Annotated in this window: 16 protein-coding genes; 9 read left to right on the top strand and 7 right to left on the bottom strand. The window is 42.6% G+C overall.

Annotated elements, in window-relative coordinates:
- Positions 1-128: 128 nt before the first annotated feature.
- Positions 129-1,985 carry a caspase family protein gene (locus tag ACR5KR_RS21080; protein WP_448267884.1) on the top strand — a complete coding sequence of 619 codons (1,857 nt, stop codon included), beginning with the start codon at positions 129-131 and terminating at the stop codon, positions 1,983-1,985.
- A 110-nt stretch (positions 1,986-2,095) separates the two neighbouring features.
- Here the strand turns inward: ACR5KR_RS21080 and ACR5KR_RS21085 are convergent, their stop codons facing one another.
- Positions 2,096-2,473 carry a Mo-dependent nitrogenase C-terminal domain-containing protein gene (locus ACR5KR_RS21085; RefSeq protein ID WP_445630648.1) on the bottom strand — a complete coding sequence of 126 codons (378 nt, stop codon included), beginning with the start codon at positions 2,471-2,473 and terminating at the stop codon, positions 2,096-2,098.
- Between the two features lie 521 nt (positions 2,474-2,994).
- Between ACR5KR_RS21085 and ACR5KR_RS21090 the strand changes: the two genes are divergently transcribed.
- The gene (locus ACR5KR_RS21090; protein WP_448267885.1) at positions 2,995-3,606 is read left to right on the top strand and encodes a hypothetical protein; all 612 of its coding nucleotides are present in this window, start codon (positions 2,995-2,997) and stop codon (positions 3,604-3,606) included.
- Positions 3,607-3,786: 180 nt separating this feature from the next.
- On the opposite strand, the gene ACR5KR_RS21095 is transcribed toward ACR5KR_RS21090, so the two are convergent.
- From ACR5KR_RS21095 to ACR5KR_RS21110, 4 genes are all read right to left on the bottom strand, one after another.
- On the bottom strand, positions 3,787-4,347 hold the full coding sequence (locus ACR5KR_RS21095) for a Uma2 family endonuclease (protein ID WP_448267886.1): 561 nt from the start codon (positions 4,345-4,347) through the stop codon (positions 3,787-3,789).
- Positions 4,348-4,502: 155 nt separating this feature from the next.
- Positions 4,503-6,275, bottom strand: coding sequence for a ribonuclease J (locus tag ACR5KR_RS21100; protein WP_448267887.1), 1,773 nt, complete (start codon positions 6,273-6,275; stop codon positions 4,503-4,505).
- A 280-nt stretch (positions 6,276-6,555) separates the two neighbouring features.
- Positions 6,556-7,440 carry a 4-hydroxy-tetrahydrodipicolinate synthase gene (dapA, locus tag ACR5KR_RS21105; RefSeq protein ID WP_448267888.1) on the bottom strand — a complete coding sequence of 295 codons (885 nt, stop codon included), beginning with the start codon at positions 7,438-7,440 and terminating at the stop codon, positions 6,556-6,558.
- 148 nt (positions 7,441-7,588) lie between these two features.
- The gene (locus tag ACR5KR_RS21110) at positions 7,589-8,626 is read right to left on the bottom strand and encodes an aspartate-semialdehyde dehydrogenase (RefSeq protein WP_448267889.1); all 1,038 of its coding nucleotides are present in this window, start codon (positions 8,624-8,626) and stop codon (positions 7,589-7,591) included.
- A gap of 1,090 nt (positions 8,627-9,716) precedes the next feature.
- Between ACR5KR_RS21110 and tig the strand changes: the two genes are divergently transcribed.
- From tig to ACR5KR_RS21130, 4 genes are all read left to right on the top strand, one after another.
- Entirely contained in the window at positions 9,717-11,156 is a 1,440-nt protein-coding gene (gene tig, locus ACR5KR_RS21115) for a trigger factor (RefSeq protein WP_448267890.1), read from the top strand.
- A 406-nt stretch (positions 11,157-11,562) separates the two neighbouring features.
- Positions 11,563-12,261 (top strand): ATP-dependent Clp endopeptidase proteolytic subunit ClpP, encoded by a 699-nt coding sequence (gene clpP, locus ACR5KR_RS21120; RefSeq protein WP_445630643.1) that lies wholly within the window; start codon positions 11,563-11,565, stop codon positions 12,259-12,261.
- 9 nt (positions 12,262-12,270) lie between these two features.
- Complete coding sequence (gene clpX, locus ACR5KR_RS21125; protein ID WP_292775233.1) at positions 12,271-13,611, top strand: ATP-dependent protease ATP-binding subunit ClpX; 1,341 nt, start codon at positions 12,271-12,273, stop codon at positions 13,609-13,611.
- 186 nt (positions 13,612-13,797) lie between these two features.
- Entirely contained in the window at positions 13,798-14,718 is a 921-nt protein-coding gene (locus tag ACR5KR_RS21130; RefSeq protein ID WP_448267891.1) for an alpha/beta fold hydrolase, read from the top strand.
- 14 nt (positions 14,719-14,732) lie between these two features.
- On the opposite strand, the gene ACR5KR_RS21135 is transcribed toward ACR5KR_RS21130, so the two are convergent.
- The gene (locus ACR5KR_RS21135) at positions 14,733-15,932 is read right to left on the bottom strand and encodes an FAD-dependent monooxygenase (RefSeq protein ID WP_448270285.1); all 1,200 of its coding nucleotides are present in this window, start codon (positions 15,930-15,932) and stop codon (positions 14,733-14,735) included.
- A gap of 54 nt (positions 15,933-15,986) precedes the next feature.
- Positions 15,987-16,970: a GntR family transcriptional regulator gene (locus tag ACR5KR_RS21140; protein ID WP_448267892.1), complete on the bottom strand. Its 984-nt coding sequence runs from the start codon at positions 16,968-16,970 to the stop codon at positions 15,987-15,989.
- 270 nt (positions 16,971-17,240) lie between these two features.
- Here ACR5KR_RS21140 and ACR5KR_RS21145 point away from each other — a divergent pair, with 270 nt between their 5' ends.
- From ACR5KR_RS21145 to ACR5KR_RS21155, 3 genes are all read left to right on the top strand, one after another.
- Positions 17,241-17,981, top strand: a complete 741-nt coding sequence (locus tag ACR5KR_RS21145) for a dienelactone hydrolase family protein (RefSeq protein ID WP_448267893.1) — start codon at positions 17,241-17,243, stop codon at positions 17,979-17,981.
- Between the two features lie 127 nt (positions 17,982-18,108).
- Positions 18,109-19,011, top strand: a complete 903-nt coding sequence (locus tag ACR5KR_RS21150) for a S1 RNA-binding domain-containing protein (RefSeq protein WP_445632052.1) — start codon at positions 18,109-18,111, stop codon at positions 19,009-19,011.
- A 634-nt stretch (positions 19,012-19,645) separates the two neighbouring features.
- Positions 19,646-20,734, top strand: a complete 1,089-nt coding sequence (locus ACR5KR_RS21155; protein ID WP_448267894.1) for a fatty acid desaturase family protein — start codon at positions 19,646-19,648, stop codon at positions 20,732-20,734.
- The last annotated feature ends 553 nt before the right edge of the window (positions 20,735-21,287 follow it).

The raw sequence follows: 21,287 nt of genomic DNA on the forward strand, positions 1-21,287 counted from the left end.
AAATTACATTCTAACTTAAGATTCGATCGGAATCACCTAGACTATAAGACATAGGTTAGCTTTGTTTTTTTGGCAAAGCCAACCGCAATTTTAAGACCAGCAAACAACAATAACTGACAAAGAGCGGGATGGCAAATTACTGGGCGATCGCGATTGGTATCAATCAATATCAGTTATTTCAACCTTTAAGTTGTGCCCAAGCTGATGCTGAGGCACTAGAAGATATTTTGGTGACAGAGGCAGGTTTTCTCCCCAAGCACTGTCTGGTGATGACAGATACTTCGCCGCCGATTGGGGATAGACCGACTTACCCGACGAAGGAAAATATTTTGCTGCTGCTTGAGGATTTGGCAGCAACAAGTTGGCAGCCGGAAGATTATTTGTGGTTATTTTTTAGCGGTTATGGAGTCAACTACAAGGGGAAAGATTACTTAATGCCAGCAGAGGGCAACCCGGAACTCGTGCAAGAGACTGGCATAGAATTGCGATCGCTAATGCAAAGTCTGCAACTTGCTAACTTGAATGTATTGCTTCTACTGGATATCAACCGCGCCTTTGGCACTCAAGCGGATGCTCCCGTTGGTGAAGAAACAATAGAACTAGCCCAAGAACTACAACTGGCGACAATTCTTTCTTGCCAACCAGAGCAATTTTCCCATGAGAGTAGCGAACTAGGTCACGGATTTTTTACAGCAGCTTTGTTAGAAGCTTTACGTTCTGGTAATGGCAGTAACTTGGCAGATTTAGAAAGCTACCTAAGCTTGATCGTGCCAAAGTTATGTCACCACCACTGGCGTCCTATCCAAAATCCTGCCACTATTATTCCATCAAGGCAGCAAGTAATCTTGCCAAAATTGGCAATGGAAAGTGATTTTCAGCCGGAACCGAGAATTTATCCGGAAGAATCTTTTGCTGTTGCCCTTGCAGCCCCTCCCCTTGACGATTCCTCTAAAACTTCAGCAACTCAGGGCAGACGGGGAGAAGCTAGTGTGAACTCTTCCCAACAGGCGAAAGGTCAAAAAGTCCAAGAGTCAGGTAGCAGATTAGTTGCCCAACCAATGCCGGAAACTTCCTTGGGAGTGAATGCCAAAGGAAGATTTATCCCCAATTCCTCTAAAGGTTACGTCTCTCGATTGCCAGCGAATCAGCCAAGCATCCCTTTTTGGAAACAGTTTATCTTGTGGGGCGGAGGCAGCTTGTTGGTAGCAGGTTTAATCGCCGTAGTTTTTCTGCGTAATCAAGAGACTTTTAGAATTAAGCAAATATCAAGTGCATCACCCAATGCTACTGTTAGCGATCGCCAGGTTGTCGAAAATTTACCAAGCGACCGCACTCCACCAGTTAGACTCAACAACCAATCTAGCGCCCAAATAACTTCTAGTTCCCAGTCAAAAAAGCGAAATCAAGCAGTATTAGACCTGGCGAAAATGTCGCTCAGACAAACTCAGGCGAGCGATTTGAGCATGGCGATCGCTACGGCCCGGAAAATTCAACCTGGCGAACCACTGTACGAACAAGCTCAGGAGAATATTAAGATTTGGAGCCAGATGATTTTAGATTTAGCAGAGGGTCGTGCTAAACAAAGACAGTATGCTAGCGCTATTGCTGCGGCTCGATTAATCACCAAAGATGAAGCCCCCTACGCGAAGGCACAAGCAGCAATTAACCTGTGGCGCTTAGAGGGTAAGCAGTATGTGAGTAACAAAACTCTTTTAGATGCAGCGAATGCCTTAATTAAGTCCGAACAGGCATCTACCTACAATCGGGCGATCGAAGTTGCCAAGAAAGTACCACCCGGACAACCAGGCTTTGATACAGCCCAAAAATCGATCAATAACTGGAGTGAGAAAATTTTAGACCTGGCCAAGCGTCGCGCCGCCGAAGGAGAACGTAACGCCGCAATTGCCACCGCAGCTTTAGTGCCAGAGGAGACAGGCGCTTACGAAGATGCTCAGGATGCCATCCAAAAATGGCAAAAGAAATAGTAAAAAAATAATAAAAAATGGTTAGTAGTTAGGAATTAGGAGTTATATTATTGATCCCCGGACTGTTACTCCTGACTCCTAACTTTTTCCTCAGCGCTCATATCTCAGTATTAGCAGTACTGCGATACATCTTCGCCACACTCGTCGGCTAGATAGCACAGCGCTCGGAAACGTAAACCAACCACTTCTTCATATAAGGGGTTGAGCTTGCACATCGGCGGGATGTGAAACAAGGTCTTGCCTAATAATTTGACATCGCGCTCAAAGGGGCATTGAGATGGAATCAGTTTGCACAAACGGTGAGCTAGTTGGCGATCGCGGACTTGAATGTTTTCTACTCGCTGCCGTAAGGGTTGGAGAATATCCCAGTAAGGCTTGGAAGGAGAATGGTTTAACTGGGTTACTTTATGGTCAGTAGTCTCTGCTTGATTGATTGATACCCAGCTAGCCAGAAAAATCTTTTTTGTGGTATTGTCGAATACCTTCATGGTTAACCCTCTGTGTTATTGAGGCTATTCATCTTTTTGATGAATATATACAACGTGGCAACGAACTTTCCCGGAAAAATCGCGTTCTGACTGCGATATAATGTAATACCTGATTAGCCACTTAAGTCAGAACCTAATTTATTACTACGTCAAGTTAATCGCAAATTTCTGAGGATCGGTAGTGTAATATTACGATCTTGTTCATAACTTGACACAGTTTAAATTTTAATAAAGACATCCATCATTGGATAGGTTTTAGTGTAACATTTACAGAACTTAATATAAGGTCTTTCTAAAAGAATTTTTGCTAAGTATAAACATCAGTAATACTCTAGAAGGCATTTTTCCTCTCCGTGTTCCCACTTTCTCACGTAAGTGCATCCTTTTCATCGCTGGCTGAATACCGTAGAAGTAGTGATTTTTGATTGAGTAGAATCGATCGCATTTCACAAAACTTAGGTTAGCAGTGGCAATTTAAAAATGATACAGTCTGAAGCGTTAAAATTCAGATGAGCTGGCTTATGGGTGTTTCCGTACTCTACAGCGCAATTCCTCCTGACAGTACGCTGTACGCGCGCCTTCAGGCTCAAAAGGCACTCAGCGTCCTTGTAGTTTCTCTTTTCCCTTATGGTTGCGGCATTTTCCGCTTTTTTGAGATTGAGGCTGAAGAGATTAATGAAATCCTTGAAGATGTTATCGAAACACACCAAGAGACTTTTGGATTTAAGCTAGAAGCAGATCGGGTAATCGCTCAATTGCAATCTGAGTTAAGGCTTACTCGCCAAGCCTATCCAGGGATTGAAGATAGAAGAGCATTACTAGAAAAAACATCTGTTGAGATCGAGAAACGTTTATCGCAAGAGCTATCCAGAAGAAAGTTTGCGAATGCTGATAAGATTGTTGAAAAGCTGATGTTCGGAGATCGAACTCTTGCTCCAATGTTGTCAGCAGAGGAGTCATTGGGACTTATATCTCGCGAGCTAGTCAGTGAAGGAGCCAGCATTTTGCGACAGATCGATCCTGAAACACTGTTTGCAAGAAATGAATGGTGTTTTGAAGACTTCGAGCGATGGAGAAATTTGTATCTTTCAGCAGCCGAGAAAAATGAGGAGATATTGGTTGCAGTTGCTTGAGGCGACAGCAACCTGACATAGTTAGATCGCTCTGCCGAGTTGAACATTGCAAGACTTAGGCGATGCCTTCTCTTCGAGAGGCTTCTCTTCCAGAGACGCTAACGCGAACGCCAACGGCAACATCTTCTCTACGAGACGCTACGCGAACGACGAAGGCAATCAGTATTTTTTTGATTTCACTTAAGCTGAAAATACTTGCTGGGCTGTCAAGGTTAATTCTGGGAACGTTTGAGAAATAATCCGTTGGTCTTCGATAAACGTAGTTTGCTTGTAACTACTCTGATTTAACAAACACACAGTTATTTTATTTTCCAGAGGATCGACAATCCAATACTCGACCACACCCATCGCCGCATACTCAAAGGTTTTTTGGTTATAGTCTCTGTCAATAGATTCAAGGCTTACCACTTCAACTAAAAGGGGTGGAGCAGTTTTGAGGATAGCCGAGGTAGTCTCAATACTTTTTGCCTGTTCATTGGTAATTACACAAACATCAGGTCTTCTAAGTTGTTTATTGGTCAGTATTTCTGTACCGTTAGGGCGCGGTTGTAAAGGCAGTCCCATTTTTTGAATTTCTAAAAAAAAGCGAACTAACAGTAGGGTGATAATCGCCTCATGTTTGCCAGTACCAGGAGGCATTTCTACCAGCACCTCATCCTCAATTTCATAGCGCTTGTCGGTACCATCATCAAAATTGATGTATTCCTCAAGAGTACTAATTCTTATTGGTGTTTTAGTCATAGCGATCGCCTCCAATAACTATAACTATAAGCAAATACAAGCTGCTGCGACTTCTATACTTATACTCAAAAACTGTATTTCACGCCAAAGCGCAAAGACGTTCAGAAAAACTCTGCGTCTTTGCGCTTCTGCCTGAGATTTTTACCTAAAATTCTCTATGATGCTACCTGAGCAGCAGTCCGAGTCCGCCGTCTTCTCCCATCAGCAACTTTTACAGGTGGTTCATCAGGAATTTGCATCAACAAAGTCACAGATGGTTGACATTGCAATTCCCGACGGATAGAACGTTGCAATTCTCGTTCTAAAGTTCCTTGCAATCCACCCCAGTCTATATCTGCTGCTTCACCTTGCTCAGGAGCAAATTCTGTCCAGCGCACGGTGAGGATTTCTTCAATGCGTTGTTTTACCCAGGTTTGCAGGAGCGATCGCTCTACACTTGTTACTACACCCCGGAGGTGGATTTCTGGTTTTGCTAGCAGTTTACCATTCCAATCAATGGCAGCTGCGATCGTGATAATGCCTTCTGAAGCCATGCGTTGCCGTTCTTGCAGCACTTTGGCGCTTACCATACCCGAACTAGTAGTATCCACCAGTTCTATACCAGATGGCACTTTCCCAGCGACGCAAATGGCATCTTCTGTCAGTTCGACAATATCACCATTCTGAATAATAATCGTGTTTTCTGCGGGAATGCCCATACTCTGAGCCGTTTCTGCGTGCTTCACCAGCATCCGATGTTCGCCGTGAAATGGCACAAAGAATTTGGGTCGAGTTAAGGCAATCATCAGTTTTTGTTCTTCTTGACAGCCGTGACCGGAGACGTGAATTCCTTTATCCCGTCCATAGACCACTTTTGCACCTTGAATCATCAATTTATCAATGGTGTTGACTACAGCGATCGTATTTCCGGGAATTGGGTTAGCAGAGAATACTACCGTATCTCCTTGGCGAATTTTAATGTGAGGATGTTCTTTGTTGGCAATGCGGGTCATTGCTGCCATCAATTCACCCTGAGAGCCTGTAGTTAAAATCAACACTCTTTCATCAGGTAGATTGCGGACAGCGTGCAATGGTTGCAGCAGATTATCTTCACACTTGATGTAACCTAAATTGCGGGCATGAGCAATCAAGTTCAACATGGAACGCCCGACAACTGTCACTACACGATTCTGCTTCTTGGCAATATCCAAAATCATGTTGATGCGATGGACGCTAGAAGCAAAGGTCGTGACAAATAATCGTCCAGGTGCTTGACTAAATACTCTCTCCAGATTGGGATAAACTGAACGTTCTGAAGGTGTAAATCCTGGCACTTCTGCGTTAGTGGAATCACTCAGTAAACAAAGAACGCCTTTTTCCCCATGTTCTGCTAGGCGTTGCAAGTCAAACTTTTCACCATCCACTGGGGTATGGTCAATTTTAAAATCCCCTGTGTGAATGACAACACCCAGGGGAGTATGAATAGCAACAGTAAAACTATCAGCAATGGAGTGGGTATTACGGATATATTCAACTAAAAAGTTTTTGCCAATCCGCACTACATCACGTGGTAGAACTGTTCTGATTTCTGTGCGATCGCGGACTCCTGCTTCTTCTAATTTACCCTCTAGCATTGCCATTGCTAGTCTGGGGCCATAAATCACCGGGATATCAAATTGCTTGAGATGAAAGGCAATCCCGCCGATATGGTCTTCATGACCGTGAGTAACGATCATCCCTTTAATTTTGTGCCGATTTTCCCGCAGATAGGTCATATCTGGTAAAACAATATTGACTCCATGCATCATTTCTGTGGGAAAAGCTAATCCTGCATCTAACAGGATAATTTCATCGTCATACTCAAAAAGACAGGTATTTTTACCAATTTCATGCAAACCGCCCAAAGGAATAATTTTCAAGGCGGAATTATTAGCTTCGTTTTTAGCCATTTTCTCCTTAGATTGTTACTTGTGGTTAATTAAGTTGATAGTTAACTTTCCTTGTATTTAAGACAACATCATCTGTCTATTAAGTCAGTCCAAAGCAATCAAGTTTTAATTGAAGATTTCAATTTTTTATTCAATAAAATCAACTGTAAAACTCAAGGATTCATAGTATATCTATCAGTCCTAGCACAGATTTTTAAATTGCAATTTATGAACAATTACATCGTTGTTTATATGTATCTTTGGCAAGGAGGAGACTACCAGCATTTAAATAAGTTGGTGGTTAAATTAAACTAAGTTCTTTCAGAACCGCTTCTAACTTTTGACTTACTTCTAAATCAGCTTCACATAGCGGCGGACGAGTTGAACCCACCTCCCAACCTTGAAGTTGCAGTGCTTTTTTCACTGGAATGGGATTTGAAGTAAGAAATAAAGCTTTAAACAACGGGAACAGTTTGAGATGAATGTCGCTTGCTACCTCAATTTTTCCCGCACTAAAAGCTTGAATCATCTGCTGTAGTTGGTTTCCTACCAGATGAGAAGCTACACTTACCACACCCTTTGCCCCGATCGCTAACAAGGGCAAAGTCATGTAATCATCACCAGAATAGATGTGGAATTCTTTTGGTGTCAAGCGACGAATTTCGCTTGCCTGATCTATATTGCCAGTGGATTCTTTAATCCCGACAATATTGCTAACCTCAGCTAACCGGGCAACTGTTTCTGGCTGAAGGTTTTGTCCGGTACGACCGGGGACATTGTATAACAACAACGGTAAGTCGGGACAGGCTTGTGCTATTGACTTAAAGTGCGCTTCCAATCCCGCTTGCGGCGGTTTGTTGTAATAAGGAACAACTTGTAAGGAACCATGTACTCCTATTTTAGACGCTTTTTGGGTGGCTGCGATCGCTTCTTTGGTGGAATTCGATCCACAACCTGCGATTACCTTGGCTTTTCCGGCCACGGACTGCAATACCTCGACAAACAACTGGTATTCTTCATCCCAACTTAGCGTTGGGGATTCTCCAGTTGTGCCGCACATCACCAATGTATCTGTACCGTTGTTAGCTAGATGCGCCGCCAGTTCTGCCGCTACATCATAATTGACACTACCATCTGCTTTAAATGGCGTAATCATAGCGGTTAAAACATTGCCAAAATCTCCCACCCTTTTTTCACTCCTGATTACCCATGTTTTTATATCTTGGTGGTTCTCTATTGTAATAACCTATCTGCAAATTGCTTTCAAGTGTCATTTTTACTTTGTCATTAGTCCTTTGTCACTTTACCAATGACCAATGACTAATGACCAATGACTAATGACTAATAGCTAATGGTTTGAGTAGATTTTTCTCTACCAACAACTCAGCGATTTGTACTGCATTCAATGCTGCGCCTTTGCGAATTTGGTCGCCACATAACCATAATTCCAAGCCACAAGGATGAGAAATATCCTGGCGAATTCTTCCCACTAAAACTTCATCTCGACCTGTTGCTTCAATGGGCATTGGAAAATGATTCGTTCCCCAATCTTCTATCAATTTTACTCCGGGGGAGGAATTTAAAATTTCTCTGGCTTCCTTCACACTAAAGGGAGTCTCAAATTCTAAATTAATCGCTTCTGAGTGGGCGCGAAGTACGGGAACCCGTATACAAGTCGCAGTGATTCTGATTTGTTGCGTGCCAAATATTTTTCGGGTTTCGTTGACCATTTTCATTTCTTCCTCACAGTAACCCAAATCGTTTAATGGGGAGTTATGCGGGAATAAATTAAATGCCAATGGGTAAGGCAATATTTCGGCAACTGGTGGCTGTCCTTGTAGTATAGCGCTTGTTTGGGTTTTGACTTCTGCCATTGCCCTGGCTCCAGCACCACTAGCAGATTGGTAGGTTGCAGCGACAATGCGTTGCACTGGTTTAACTTTATGCAACGGCCAAACTGCCACAGCCATTAAAATTGTTGTGCAGTTGGGGTTAGCGATAATACCTTGGTGATGCGCCGCGGCTTGGGGATTCACCTCCGGAACTACTAACGGAACTTCCGGGTTCATCCGAAAGGCACTGGAGTTGTCAATTACCACTGCGCCCTTTTCCACGGCAACTGCTGCCCAAGTTTTGGATGTGGAACCGCCTGCACTAGCTAGTACTATATCGACATTTTCAAAAGCGCGATCGCTCACTGCTTCTATTGGTATATTTTCACCTTTAAATCGCAGCGATCGCCCTACGCTCCGCTCTGATGCTAATAACTTCAAGTCAGCAACCGGAAAATTACGGCTTTCTAATAATTCCAGCAACTCTGTGCCTACTGCACCAGTAGCTCCTAAAATAGCTAGACGATAGGATTTCGACAAACTTGCTTCCTCCTTATAAGATACTTAATCTGCAATTTCTTGGAACGATGGACAATTTAGTTATATTTAAATAGCGATCGCAGTCTGGAAATAGATTTTTAATAGCTTAAGATTTTTATTTAATTTAATATCTCTTTAATATATTTAATAATACATTTTTTTAATAAGTTAAGTGATGTTGCATTTTAAAATAACGGCGATTTTTTCATTGATTTTAACTATAACTATATATTATACAATAAACCGCTATTTCTCAGAAAAAGGGAGATATCTGCATTTAGGGGTTTAACAAGCATCCTTCTTGTAAAGAAACAAATGTATTGGCTACAAACTTGCTTACCAAGATGATGAATATATTAGAATCTAAAAGCAAAAAGCCAGCACAACTCAAAACTGAGCTATGCGGTTAAGTAACAGATGCACTGTTGTACCAACACATAACTTAATAATAGCTAGATAATAGCTAGACTCAATACTATAACTTTAAATTGGAGTACTAACCACTCTTTGAGACCAGGATATCACGGCGTTAGCCCACTGAATAATTAATTCCCAAGTTTTAGAGTGAGAGGGAAGTGAAGAAGGGAATAGGCTACAGGTTACAGGGTACAGATTTATTCTCTAGCACCTACCACCTGTCACCTATCTGGGAGGGGGAAAGGGGAAAGGAAAAAAGGGGAAAGGTTAACAAGTTATTCGCAACACGCATAAACTTTTTTCTTTTCTTTCACCTTATAAGGGTTTGAAGCGCCCCTAAAAGGGGGTTAATTATTGGGAGGGGTCACAATCCTCTTCCAATAATTTCTTCCCTTTCCCCCTTCCCCCTTCCCCTTTACCCCTCTTCGTGAACTTCCCCCTAATCCCAATGCCCTATTAACCAAATTGTTATGAAGGTAAAATGTCAAGTCCTTGGTCATTGGCAGTAAACTGGATCTTTGCCCCAGGACAAACATCCTTCCTTGGATGTCACAAGACCTTTGGGCAAACTCCCATTACCCCTAAGAGACATCAAGCCATAAACGCAAACAATTATTTTATTGCGTCTTGTATGTACTCGGAGTATAAAATACCAGAAAACTAGAGACGAAGCATGAAAGTTACCCAGGAAAAACTTCCCGCCAGCCAAATTGGCCTGGAAATAGAGATTACGCCGGAAATTACCAAGCAAACTTACGAACAGGTCATTAAGAACTTAGCGAGTACTGCCAATATTCCTGGGTTTCGTAAAGGCAAGGTGCCTCGGCCGATATTACTACAACGGCTGGGTACAACTCGAATCAAGGCAGCGGCCCTAGAAGAACTAATTCAAGATGGCATTGAGCAAGCAGTCAAACAAGAAGCCATCCCAGCAATCGGTCAGCCGCAGTTACGCTCCTCCTTTGAGGATTTGATTAATAATTATGAACCTGGAAAACCCCTAACCATTTCGGCTGCTGTGGATGTAGAACCAGAAGTGAATTTAGTTCAGTACACTGATTTGCTTTTCCAAGCCGAAGAAGTCAAGTTCGATCCAGAACGAGTAGAGAATACACTGGATAAGCAACGTCAAGAATTGGCAACATTGATTCCTGTGGAAGGGCGTGCAGCCCAAATCGGCGATATTGCTGTAGTCGATTTTAAAGGTTCATTCGCCAGAGTTGAGGGCGAAGACGAAACAGCTGAACTAGAACCGATTCCCGGAGCCGAAGCAACTGATTTTCAAGTTGAGTTGCAGGAAGATAAGTTTATTCCAGGCTTTATTTCGGGAATAGTGGGGATGAATCCGGAAGAAACGAAAGAAATTGCGGCGCAGTTCCCAGACCCGTATGCTAATGAAGATTTAGCTGGAAAAGCGGCAACTTTTACCGTGACGCTCAAAGAATTAAAGGAAAAGGAGCTACCAGAAGTAAATGACGATTTCGCTCAAGAAGTCAGTGATTTTGAAACCTTAGAGGAGTTACGCGCTTCTTTGGTAGAGCAATATCAAAAAGAGGCGGACGACAAAACAAAAACCAATAAGCAGGAAGCCTTGTTAACAGAACTGCTCAAGCACGTAGAAGTTGACTTACCAGCAACCTTGATTGAGCAAGAAGTGGATGCAATGCTAACGCAAACAGCAATCCGGCTGTCTCAGCAGGGATTGGATGTAAGAAAGCTGTTTACTCAAGATATTATTCCGCAATTGCGGGAGCGATCGCGTACTGAAGCAATTGAACGTATCAAACGCTCTTTATCCTTACGAGAAATCGGCAAACGCGAATCTATCGAGGTAACACCAGAAGAAATCGCAGCCAGAGTCACAGAACTTTTGGAACAGTACCGAGAGGAACAAGACGTTGATGAAGATAAACTGCGGTCAATCGTGGAAAACGAACTATTAACCGAAAAAATCATCGATTGGCTCTTAGAACACTCATCAGTTGAACTTGTACCGGAAGGTTCATTGAGTCCTGCAAAGGAAACGGAAGACGCAGAATTAGACGCTGATGCTGATGCACCTCAGATAGAGGAAGCAAACAGCGAAGCTTCTACAGAAGTTACAGAAGGATAATAAAAAATCCCACAACCATGAGTTCACCAGTTCTGAGTTAAAGTTCTGGTGAAATGGGTAAGCTAAGGGAGATGAGAAATTAGAGGGAGATAAAGGGACAAGGGGTAAACAAAACTCTTAACTCTTAACTCAGCACTCAGTACTGGCTCAACGCCCCGCTGACGCTAACAGCACTCCTAATGCCCAATGCCCAATGACTCAGAAATGAAGTCAAAATAATTAAAGAATTAATGAATTTTCGGCAAATAGTGACACCTGTTATCACTTGAGCTTGATACTGTGTTACACGAGAGGAAATTATATGAGGCATAATGGTTAACACGTAGCTTATAAAAATTCCATTCGTTGAACACTCAGCATCCGCTGCTGAAGCATTTGTCCTAAATAATCGTCAAAGAAAGCTTGTATGCTTGAATCGCAGTCGGGAAATTCCCCAATCAGCAACTTAAGTCGAATAAACATTAACTCCCAGTTGAGCAGCCCTAGCAACATCGTGCCGATGGTGGTAGAACAATCAGGTATGGGAGAAAGGGCCTTCGACATCTACTCCCGCCTGCTGCGAGAGCGGATTATCTTTTTAGGAACGCCAATAGACGATGCCGTAGCCAACTCAATTGTGGCTCAGTTGTTATTCCTAGATTCCGAAGACTCAGAAAAAGACATCCAATTGTATGTTAATTCTCCTGGCGGCTCCGTCTACGCAGGGATGGCAATCTATGATACAATACAGCAAATTCGCCCTGATGTTGTTACCATCTGTTTTGGATTAGCCGCGAGCATGGGGGCATTTTTGTTGACAGCAGGGGCTGCCGGTAAGCGAATGTCTCTGCCCGACTCCCGGATTATGATTCACCAACCACTTGGTGGCGCTCAAGGTCAAGCCATTGACATTGAAATTCAAGCCAGAGAAATTCTTTACGTAAAGGCTAAGTTGAATCAGTTAATGGCTCACCATACTGGTCAACCCTTAGAAAGAATAGAAGCAGATACTGAGCGCGACTTTTTTATGTCGGCAGAAGAGGCAAAAAACTACGGTTTGATCGATCAAGTCATTTCCAGGCAAAATCTTCCCGTAGCAGGGGAAAACGTCACCATTCTGAAATAAGAGGCTGGTATGTCTAAGTACGACTCCCATTTGAAATGTTCATTTTGTGGCAAGTCCCAAGAGCAGGTGCGTAAATTAATCGCAGGGCCGGGAGTCTACATCTGCGATGAATGCGTTGACTTGTGTAATGAAATACTAGACGAGGAGTTACTCGATACTAATGGTGCAGCAGCACAACCAGCACCAAGAGCAGAGCCACCTGAAAAACGGCGTACCCACTCTGCTAGTATTTCGTTTAATCAAATACCCAAGCCAAGAGAGATTAAAAAGTATCTAGACGAACACGTTATTGGTCAAGACGAAGCCAAGAAAGTGCTGTCAGTAGCTGTTTACAATCACTACAAGCGGCTGGCAGTGATTCAATCTAAAGCTAGTGGCAAACCTGGGGCGGATGATGCCATAGAACTGCAAAAATCCAACATCTTGTTAATCGGCCCGACTGGTTGCGGCAAAACCCTCTTAGCGCAAACTCTAGCGAAAATCTTGGATGTACCCTTTGCCGTAGCCGATGCAACGACGCTGACGGAAGCAGGGTATGTGGGAGAAGATGTAGAAAATATCTTGCTGCGACTGTTACAGGTGGCAGATTTGGATATAGAGGAAGCGCAACGGGGAATTATTTACATTGACGAAATTGACAAAATTGCTCGTAAGAGCGAGAACACATCAATTACCCGCGATGTTTCTGGCGAAGGCGTGCAGCAAGCCTTGCTGAAAATGTTAGAGGGAACGATCGCCAATGTACCACCCCAAGGAGGGCGGAAGCATCCTTATCAAGACTGCATCCAGATTGATACAAGTAATATTTTGTTCGTCTGTGGTGGTGCTTTTGTGGGCTTAGAAAAGATTGTAGATCAGAGAGTTGGCAAAAAAGCAATCGGCTTTGTGCAACCGGGTGAAGGTCAATCGAAGGAGAAACGAGCAGCAGATACGCTTCGCCATCTAGAACCGGATGATTTAGTAAAATTTGGCCTGATTCCAGAATTTATTGGGCGGATGCCAATGGTAGCAGTAGTAGATCCGCTAGATGAAGAAGCGCTGATGGCGATTCTTACTCAACCACGCAGCGCCTTAGTCAAGCAGTACCAAAAGCTGCTGAAGATGGATAATGTTCAGTTAGATTTTAAAGCAGATGCTTTACGAGCGATCGCTCAAGAAGCTTACCGCCGTAAAACTGGTGCGAGAGCATTACGTGGTATTGTCGAAGAATTAATGTTGGATGTAATGTATGAGTTACCATCCCGTAAGGATGTGACACGCTGTACAGTTACAAGGGAAATGGTCGAGAAGCGATCGACTGCTGAACTAATAATACATCCGTCTTCACTACCGAAGCCAGAATCAGCTTAATAGTCATTAGTCACTTGTACTGAGTTTCGACTGCGCGGTAATCGAGCGAAGTCGAGATTCAACTACCGCGTAGTCGTTGGCGCAGCCTCTCAAAGAGTTGTATTGGTCATTAGTCATTGGTCAAAAAATAAGGAATAATAACCATATACCAGGGACTAATGACAACTGACAAAGGACAAATGACTAATGCCTTATATTAATGTTCGTGGCGTTGAGCATTACTACGAATGGGTGAAAAGACCATCCGGTTCTTTGGTAAAACCAGTGATGGTTTTTATGCATGGTTGGGCTGGTTCGGCTAGATATTGGCAAAATACTGCTGATGCTTTATCAGAACAATTTGATTGTTTACTCTACGATATGCGGGGATTTGGCCGTTCTGGTGGGAAGCCAACCATCACCCAAGCAAGTGAAGCTGTTGCCGAATCTGATTCCCCCCAGGAAGAATCACAGGCAATCAGAGAGCTAACCTATAAATTAGAGGAATACGCTGATGATTTGGCAGGTTTGCTAGATGGGTTACATCTTCAGCGTGTTTATATCAATGCTCATTCAATGGGCGCTTCTGTTGCCACTTTATTTTTTAACCGCTATCCCGAACGAGTAGAACGAGGAATTTTAACTTGTAGCGGCGTTTTTGAGTACGACGAAAAATCTTTTAGTGCTTTTCATAAATTTGGTGGCTATGTAGTGAAATTCCGTCCCAAGTGGTTAAGCAAAATTCCATTTGTTGACCGGATGTTTATGGCCAGATTTCTGCATAGTTCCATACCACATTCTGAGCGGCAAGCTTTTTTAGAAGATTTTCTCGAAGCAGATTACGATGCGGCTTTAGGAACAATTTTTACTTCAGTCAGCAAGGCTCAATCTGAAGTGATGCCGCAAGAGTTTGCCAAGCTAACAGTGCCGACTCTGCTTGTAGCAGGGGAGTATGACAAAATTATTCCAGCCGAGATGGGGCGTCAAGCGGCTGCGTTGAGTGACAAAGTGAAATTTGTGATGATTCGTAACACAGCCCATTTTCCAATGTTGGAAGATGCGCCAACTTATATGCAACAGGTACAAGAGTTTTTGCAAATTAACACCCCACAACCACAAGTCGGATAACTGCTGGCAGTTTTTTAGACATTTAAGTGTACCTGTGTGATACCTTGACGCATTTTATATTGTCGCCTTAACCAAGACTTTTTAATTATTTTACGGAGTAAGGGAGGAAGTTGAATTAACAGCGATCGCACCAGGGCATTTTTTCGCAGTAGTTCGCCTTGTTTAGCTTCCGCTAACTGGAGTTGCTGGGCGCGGATAATTTCTGGCTCACGTTCCCCTTGGATTTGCGATAGTGTCATGTCAATATCCTGGTGTCCAGTTTCTTTTTGCAACAACGGCACAAGATGATTCGCAGCGACAATCACATCACGGAATGCGAGATTAATTCCTTGGGCACGGACAGGAGACATTGGGTGTGCAGCGTCACCTAGAAGCAGTACCCCTGGTGCGTGCCATTGCCGACAATAACCAACCACAACAGAAAGCCGAATGGGAGATTCGATAGTGTCTGCATAATTACGGAAATGCTCTGCTAGCCATGAGGGTGATAGTGAGGCAAAAATCTCTGCCCAGTTGGCTTGTTTGGAGTCAGTGTTTTCGGTTGCCGACATCACCCAAGCCAGATGTAGTTTTCCTGATTCTGCTCCGTGAAAGATGGTAAATACGCGATCGCCATTTACAATAGTACGAAACACATTATCGGCTGCAAACTCAGGGCTGGCGGCAAGTTTAAACCAAAGAATATCAATATTTTTGGGCTGGCGTACCAATTCTAAGCCTATACGTTGACGCACCAGGGAATTTCGACCATCTGCCCCAATCACTAAGTCAGCTTTAAGTTCTCTGCCATCGCTCAGTACTACACCTGCGACACGTTGATTGCTCCAAAGCAAATCTTTGACCGGAACACCCTGAATGAATTCAAACCCATGATTGGTTTGAGCTGACGAAATCAGTGCTTTGAGCAGTGGTGGTTGTGAAACCAGTGTACAGGGTCGGGTTGCTCCCATTGGTTCATCAACTCGAAACAACTGCTTGTCCCCGATAATGAATTCCCACGCGTTGAGTTGTCGATGGGGAATATCCTCCAACAACGCCGATAGACCCATTTCCTCTAAAGCTTCTAAGCCACTGGGCATTAATCCTTCACCGCGAAATACACGATGAAAGTCTTTTGCTGCTTCAATTAACGTTACAGCAATACCACGTTTTACAAGGAGCAGGGCAAGGGTTACACCTGTTGGGCCTGCGCCTACTATCACAATCTGCACTATCCCATCCCTCCAGTATCAGTTGCTCTCAAAGATGTTGATAGAATTATCTTGAGATTAACTTAAACCCAGTTCTCGTTTTAGCAAGTTAATCGAGTTAGCGCCGATATAATTGTCAACCTTAATCAGCTTTGGTGGACGAATAATATCTTCATCAGAGGCATGTACGGCTGCTTGTACTGCTGCAAAACTGGCTTGATCGCTTATAATCACCTCAGCTCGCTTAACCATTGCCTGAAGTTTGTAAGCATCTTTTGGCTGCGAAGTCATCACCAATAGTTCATCGCCCCGCAAACCGTGGAGGATGACTTCTGCGGCTCGTGCAATCCCGGAACTGAGGCTAACTATCCCAACACAGTTTTCTTTTGGTAGGGTTTTCAATAGGCTGAGTTCTTTGCTGTAGTCGTAGATATCGAGAGGAATTACCCGTGCAGCTTTTGGAGCTGCGATCGCTTCCACATTACTGATAAAATATCGACTTGTGACGACTGTCGCAGAGGTGGTTTTATCTAGCACTGCGGTTAATTCTTCCATTGCTACCAACTGGACTGGTATTTTTAGCGATCGCTCTAATTCATACACCATTAACTCACCAGCACCCATATCATAAGATGGCACTGCAACCAGTACCCGCGCACTACAACGCAAGCGCCAGTCGATTTCCGCTAAAAATAGCTCTCTAGCTTGATTCAGCGTACATCCTTGAGAAAGCAACTCATCAAGTGCTTGCTGGACAACTTGATATGCATCAGGATTTTGTTTGAGAATTGGTGATTGCAGCCTACTACCGCCCTCATGACCTTGGGCACGAACATAAATACCCGAACCAGCCATACTTTCAACAAATCCGTCTTCCTCCAGTTGACGGTAAACTTTACTAATGGTATTACGGTGTAACCCTGTTTGCATTGCCAGCGCGCGTGTGCTTGGTAATTTGTAAGCAGGGGGATATTGCCGAGAAGCGATCGCAAACCGGATTTGATTAAACAGCTGGGTTGATGCGGGAATTTCGCTGTCTGGCTGAATACGGAATTGAATCATCACCAAACCTCCTGAATACTAAGTGCTAATGAGTGCTGAGTTCTGAGTGTTGCTTTTATACTCAACACTTTTTACTCAGCCCTCCTTTTGTGACCAGCTACATTTGCTACATCTCAAATATGTTTTTTTACATATAAAGTTTTTCTGATACAAATTTCTAATGCGCTCACTATTGGTTATTGATAATTTAATTAGAAAAAAGCTAGGCATACTGGCATAGTTATATCAAATAAACACACGGCTAATCACATAGCACTGGTAAAAATTATTATGACAGAGCAAGCAATAAGTACCACAACGGTTAATCTTTTGCAAGATAATATTCAAGTGTCTGCTTATCTTGCAGAGCCAAAAGAACCTGGCTCTTACCCAGGAGTTGTAGTATTACAAGAGATTTTTGGTGTCAACGTTCACATTCGGGAAGTTACAGAACGGATTGCCCAACTTGGGTATGTAGCGATCGCACCTGCCCTTTTTCAACGTACTGCTCCTGGTTTTGAAACTGGATACACACTCGAAGATATTGAAACAGGCAGAAGTTACGCCATGCAAACTCAAGCCTCAGAGTTATTGAGCGATATTCAACTAGCAATTGACTACCTGAAAAATCTGCCTCAAGTAAAAAAAGATAGTTTTGGCTGTATTGGCTTTTGCTTTGGCGGTCATGTCGCATATCTTGCAGCCACCTTGCCAGATATTAAAGCCACGGCTTCCTTCTACGGTGCTGGAATTACTACCCGCACACCGGGAGGTGGCGCTCCCACTGTTACCCGCACCAGAGAAATATCAGGCACTCTCTATGCCTTCTTTGGCACAGAAGATGCTAGCATCCCAGCCGAACAAGTAGATGAAATTGCAACAGAGTTAGAAAAATATAAAATTCCTCATCGTGTGTTTCGCTACGATGGAGCTGATCACGGATTTTTCTGCGACCATCGTGCCAGTTATAATCCTAAAGCTGCGGCCGATGCTTGGGAGCAAGTAAAAAAACTCTTTGGTCAACTAAACTGAAGCATACGCAGCCAAGTTAGTCATTGGTCATTGGTCATTGGTAAATACAAAGGACAAATGACAAATGACAAATGACAATCTAAACTTCAGTTGCACCATCTCAAATAACAACCAATCTTCAAAAGTCATGAATTCCGAATCGAAACTTTCTCAAACAGCCAATTCGTCCTTTACAATGGACGATTTTGCCAAAGCATTAGAAAAACACGACTATCAATTTCAAAAGGGACAGCTTGTAAATGGCAAAGTTTTCCAACTTGACCATGATGGAGCATACGTTGATATTGGTGGCAAGTCGTCAGCTTTTCTGCCGCGCGATGAGGCTTCTTTGAGAGCAGTTACCGATTTATCGGAGGTGCTGCCATTGCAAGAGGAAATGCAGTTTTTGATTATCCGAGAACAGGATGCAGAAGGTCAAGTCACCCTTTCTCGAAAGCAGTTGGAAATTCAGCATATCTGGGAACGACTGACCGAAATGCAGGAAAATGCTCAGACTGTGCAAGTACGAGTTATGGGTGTGAATAAAGGTGGTGTAACCGTTGATATTCTTTCTTTGCGAGGATTTATTCCGCGATCGCACCTAGCAGAGCGTGATAATTTAGAAGCACTCAAAGGTCAAAATCTGACTGTGGGCTTTTTGGAAATTAATAAAAGCACCAACAAACTCATCCTTTCCCAGCGTTTAGCAACTCGTTCTAGCAACTTCAGCTTATTAGAACTAGGTCAATTGGTGGAAGGCAAAGTTACTGGCATCAAACCTTTTGGTGTGTTTGTTGATTTAAATGGCATGAGCGCCTTACTTCATATCAAGCAGGTAAGCCAGAAATTTATTGATTCTTTAGAAAAGGTATTTCAAGTTGGTCAACCAATTAAAGCTGTAATTATTGATTTGGATGAGGGTAAAGGGCGGGTTGCTCTTTCTACCAGAGTTTTGGAAAACTTTCCTGGTGAAGTGCTAGAAAATTTCGATGAGGTCATGGCTTCAGCTGAGGCGCGTGCTAATAGAGCTAATAACAAAGCGTCTGAATAGTTTTGAGATGGGCTGCTTGCACAAAGTATAAATAGTGCAATCGCACCTTCCGTATGTGGGATTAATCGGTGAATAGTGCCCAAAAATCGATCGACAATCCAAATTGTGGGTTATTTTATTATTCCCCCTGCATCTATAAAGATGTGGGGGGATTGAAAATTGGGAAAACTTTTAATTAACTTTTTTTAGCACATTATTGGGTAAAGACGCGATGAATCGCGTCTCTACAAATAGTCTATTTGTTGTATTCTTTTTTTCAATTAGTATAATTTTTCAACCTAATATCGAGGGTTTTTAGTAAGCACTTTAGTGATTAGAAAATAACGACTAAAGCTATTACTAAAACAATTATTACTTACCAAGATAAAATTGACATATTAATAGCCTCTAGCTAGTAATATGAATAAAACAATAATTTTAGTCAGCTTCAGATAACTTTCACTTTGAACCACAGAAATTCTTCTGAGGAAGACGTGTAGGCAATGCCAAAATTATGCAAGAAGTCTACCGCAGAAATATTTTGTGTTAGGATTTAAATACTTACCTACTTGTGAATTTAATTATTCCAGTTGAAAAACGCTACGATTTCCCGCAAAACTTTACTCAGTAAAATTATCTAACTGGAAAATTATTTATGAATGTTAGTACAGATAAAACACTTCTTCACCAGAAAATATATGCGAAAGAATTACGTTCCCTGATGCCACATGAAGCATTCATTCCCGATCCAAGTAAGTTAATTATCTTGTTCATTAATCTGGCAATTTTAATCCTGGGTTGGATGATAGCAGTGCGGTTAGATTCTTGGTCGCCATACCTTTTATGGCTTTATGTACCTTTAAGCATAGTTATGGGCAATAGCGTCGTTGTCTTACTATTTAGCACCCACGATTTGATGCATGGTAGCGTAATTAAAAACCCCCGATTAATCTATATAATTAGCTTTATAGGACTAACAATGTTGTGGATGCCACCAACATTATGGAAAGCAGTTCATAATCGAGTGCATCATAATCACACTAATGATTTAAGCGACCCAGATCGTAATTACTTGTATGAACAATCTTCAACCTGGGGAAAATGGATTCAGGACTTATTTGTGCCTTCAACTGAAGTCAATCCTGTATGGTTCATAGTGGGAATGACTTCTGCTTGGGGAGTACATACTTTTCGCAATCTGACATCTGTGCTGTTTTTCAATCATAAATCCGTCGATTATGTTCCTGCTGCATTTACAGTCAGTCCTAAAGATCGTCGAGCGATCGCAGGGGAATTATTGATGATGATCGTGATTCATCTGAGTATCCTCATCTATCTCCAATTTGACCCTATAAAGCTCATACTTGCTTACTTTTTACCGATTGCGATTGGTTATGCTGGAGTAATTTTTTATATTTATACAAATCATTTACTTTGTCCGATGACCAACGTTAACGATCCACTCATTAATAGTATGTCTCTCCGGGTTTACAAAATATTTGACTTGTTGCATTTAAATTTTTCTCACCACACTGAACATCATATTTTCCCAGGAATGAACTCGGACTATTATGTTATAGTTAGGGATTTGTTAGAAACTCACCATTCTGAAAACTTTAATTTATTAGATGCTGGGGAGGCTTGGAATTCGCTGCTGCAAACTCCCCGGCATTATAAAGATGAAAATACTCTTACAGATTGGTCAGGAGAAAAGTCTGTTCCTTGTCCTACAAGCGACAAGTAAAAAGGTTTATTGCAAATGAATACGCTGATGAAGAAAGGAAGGGGAAGGGGGAAAGGGGAAGGGGGAAGTGGGAAGGGGGAACCCCATATTTAAAAATAGGGGTTTCAAGCATCGACGCTGCTAAGTTAACGTGAGTTCGACAGACCTCTCCCTCCCAGCCTCCCTCTCCTAAAAGGCGAACGCGAGTGCGTCTGTGTCAGGAGAGGAAGGAGTACGAGATTACAGGTTTTTGCTCCCCTCTCCTGGTAGGAGAGGGGCTGGGGGAGAGGTCAAAATAGTACTCGTCGAATTCACGTTAAGTTATGCAATAAATATTGATTACATCCAAGCCAGGGAATAAGCCGAAAAAGTCACGATTGACAATAACTAATTACTTGCTCGAAACAATATATAAAGTCGAATTTAATAAGCAAAATGGCATTTGACTTACTCAAACCCCAGTTTGCTTACTCAAAAGCTGTATTTACTTTCTCATTTTGGTGTTTTCCGCAAGCAAAATGACGTTTGACTTACTCAAAAGCTGTGTTTGCTTTCTCATTTTGGTGTTTTCCGC

Source organism: Nostoc sp. DSM 114159 (assembly GCF_053470285.1).

Bases quoted from the DNA above. Each gene is read 5' to 3' on its own strand.
- ACR5KR_RS21090 (WP_448267885.1), top strand. From the start codon at position 2,995: ATGGGTGTTTCCGTACTCTACAGCGCAATTCCTCCTGACAGTACGCTG.
- ACR5KR_RS21100 (WP_448267887.1), bottom strand. From the start codon at position 6,275: ATGGCTAAAAACGAAGCTAATAATTCCGCCTTGAAAATTATTCCTTTG.
- ACR5KR_RS21155 (WP_448267894.1), top strand. From the start codon at position 19,646: ATGAATGTTAGTACAGATAAAACACTTCTTCACCAGAAAATATATGCG.
- ACR5KR_RS21140 (WP_448267892.1), bottom strand. From the start codon at position 16,970: ATGATTCAATTCCGTATTCAGCCAGACAGCGAAATTCCCGCATCAACC.
- ACR5KR_RS21150 (WP_445632052.1), top strand. From the start codon at position 18,109: ATGAATTCCGAATCGAAACTTTCTCAAACAGCCAATTCGTCCTTTACA.
- ACR5KR_RS21130 (WP_448267891.1), top strand. From the start codon at position 13,798: ATGCCTTATATTAATGTTCGTGGCGTTGAGCATTACTACGAATGGGTG.
- ACR5KR_RS21145 (WP_448267893.1), top strand. From the start codon at position 17,241: ATGACAGAGCAAGCAATAAGTACCACAACGGTTAATCTTTTGCAAGAT.
- ACR5KR_RS21080 (WP_448267884.1), top strand. From the start codon at position 129: ATGGCAAATTACTGGGCGATCGCGATTGGTATCAATCAATATCAGTTA.
- clpP (WP_445630643.1), top strand. From the start codon at position 11,563: ATGCTTGAATCGCAGTCGGGAAATTCCCCAATCAGCAACTTAAGTCGA.
- tig (WP_448267890.1), top strand. From the start codon at position 9,717: ATGAAAGTTACCCAGGAAAAACTTCCCGCCAGCCAAATTGGCCTGGAA.
- ACR5KR_RS21085 (WP_445630648.1), bottom strand. From the start codon at position 2,473: ATGAAGGTATTCGACAATACCACAAAAAAGATTTTTCTGGCTAGCTGG.
- ACR5KR_RS21095 (WP_448267886.1), bottom strand. From the start codon at position 4,347: ATGACTAAAACACCAATAAGAATTAGTACTCTTGAGGAATACATCAAT.
- clpX (WP_292775233.1), top strand. From the start codon at position 12,271: ATGTCTAAGTACGACTCCCATTTGAAATGTTCATTTTGTGGCAAGTCC.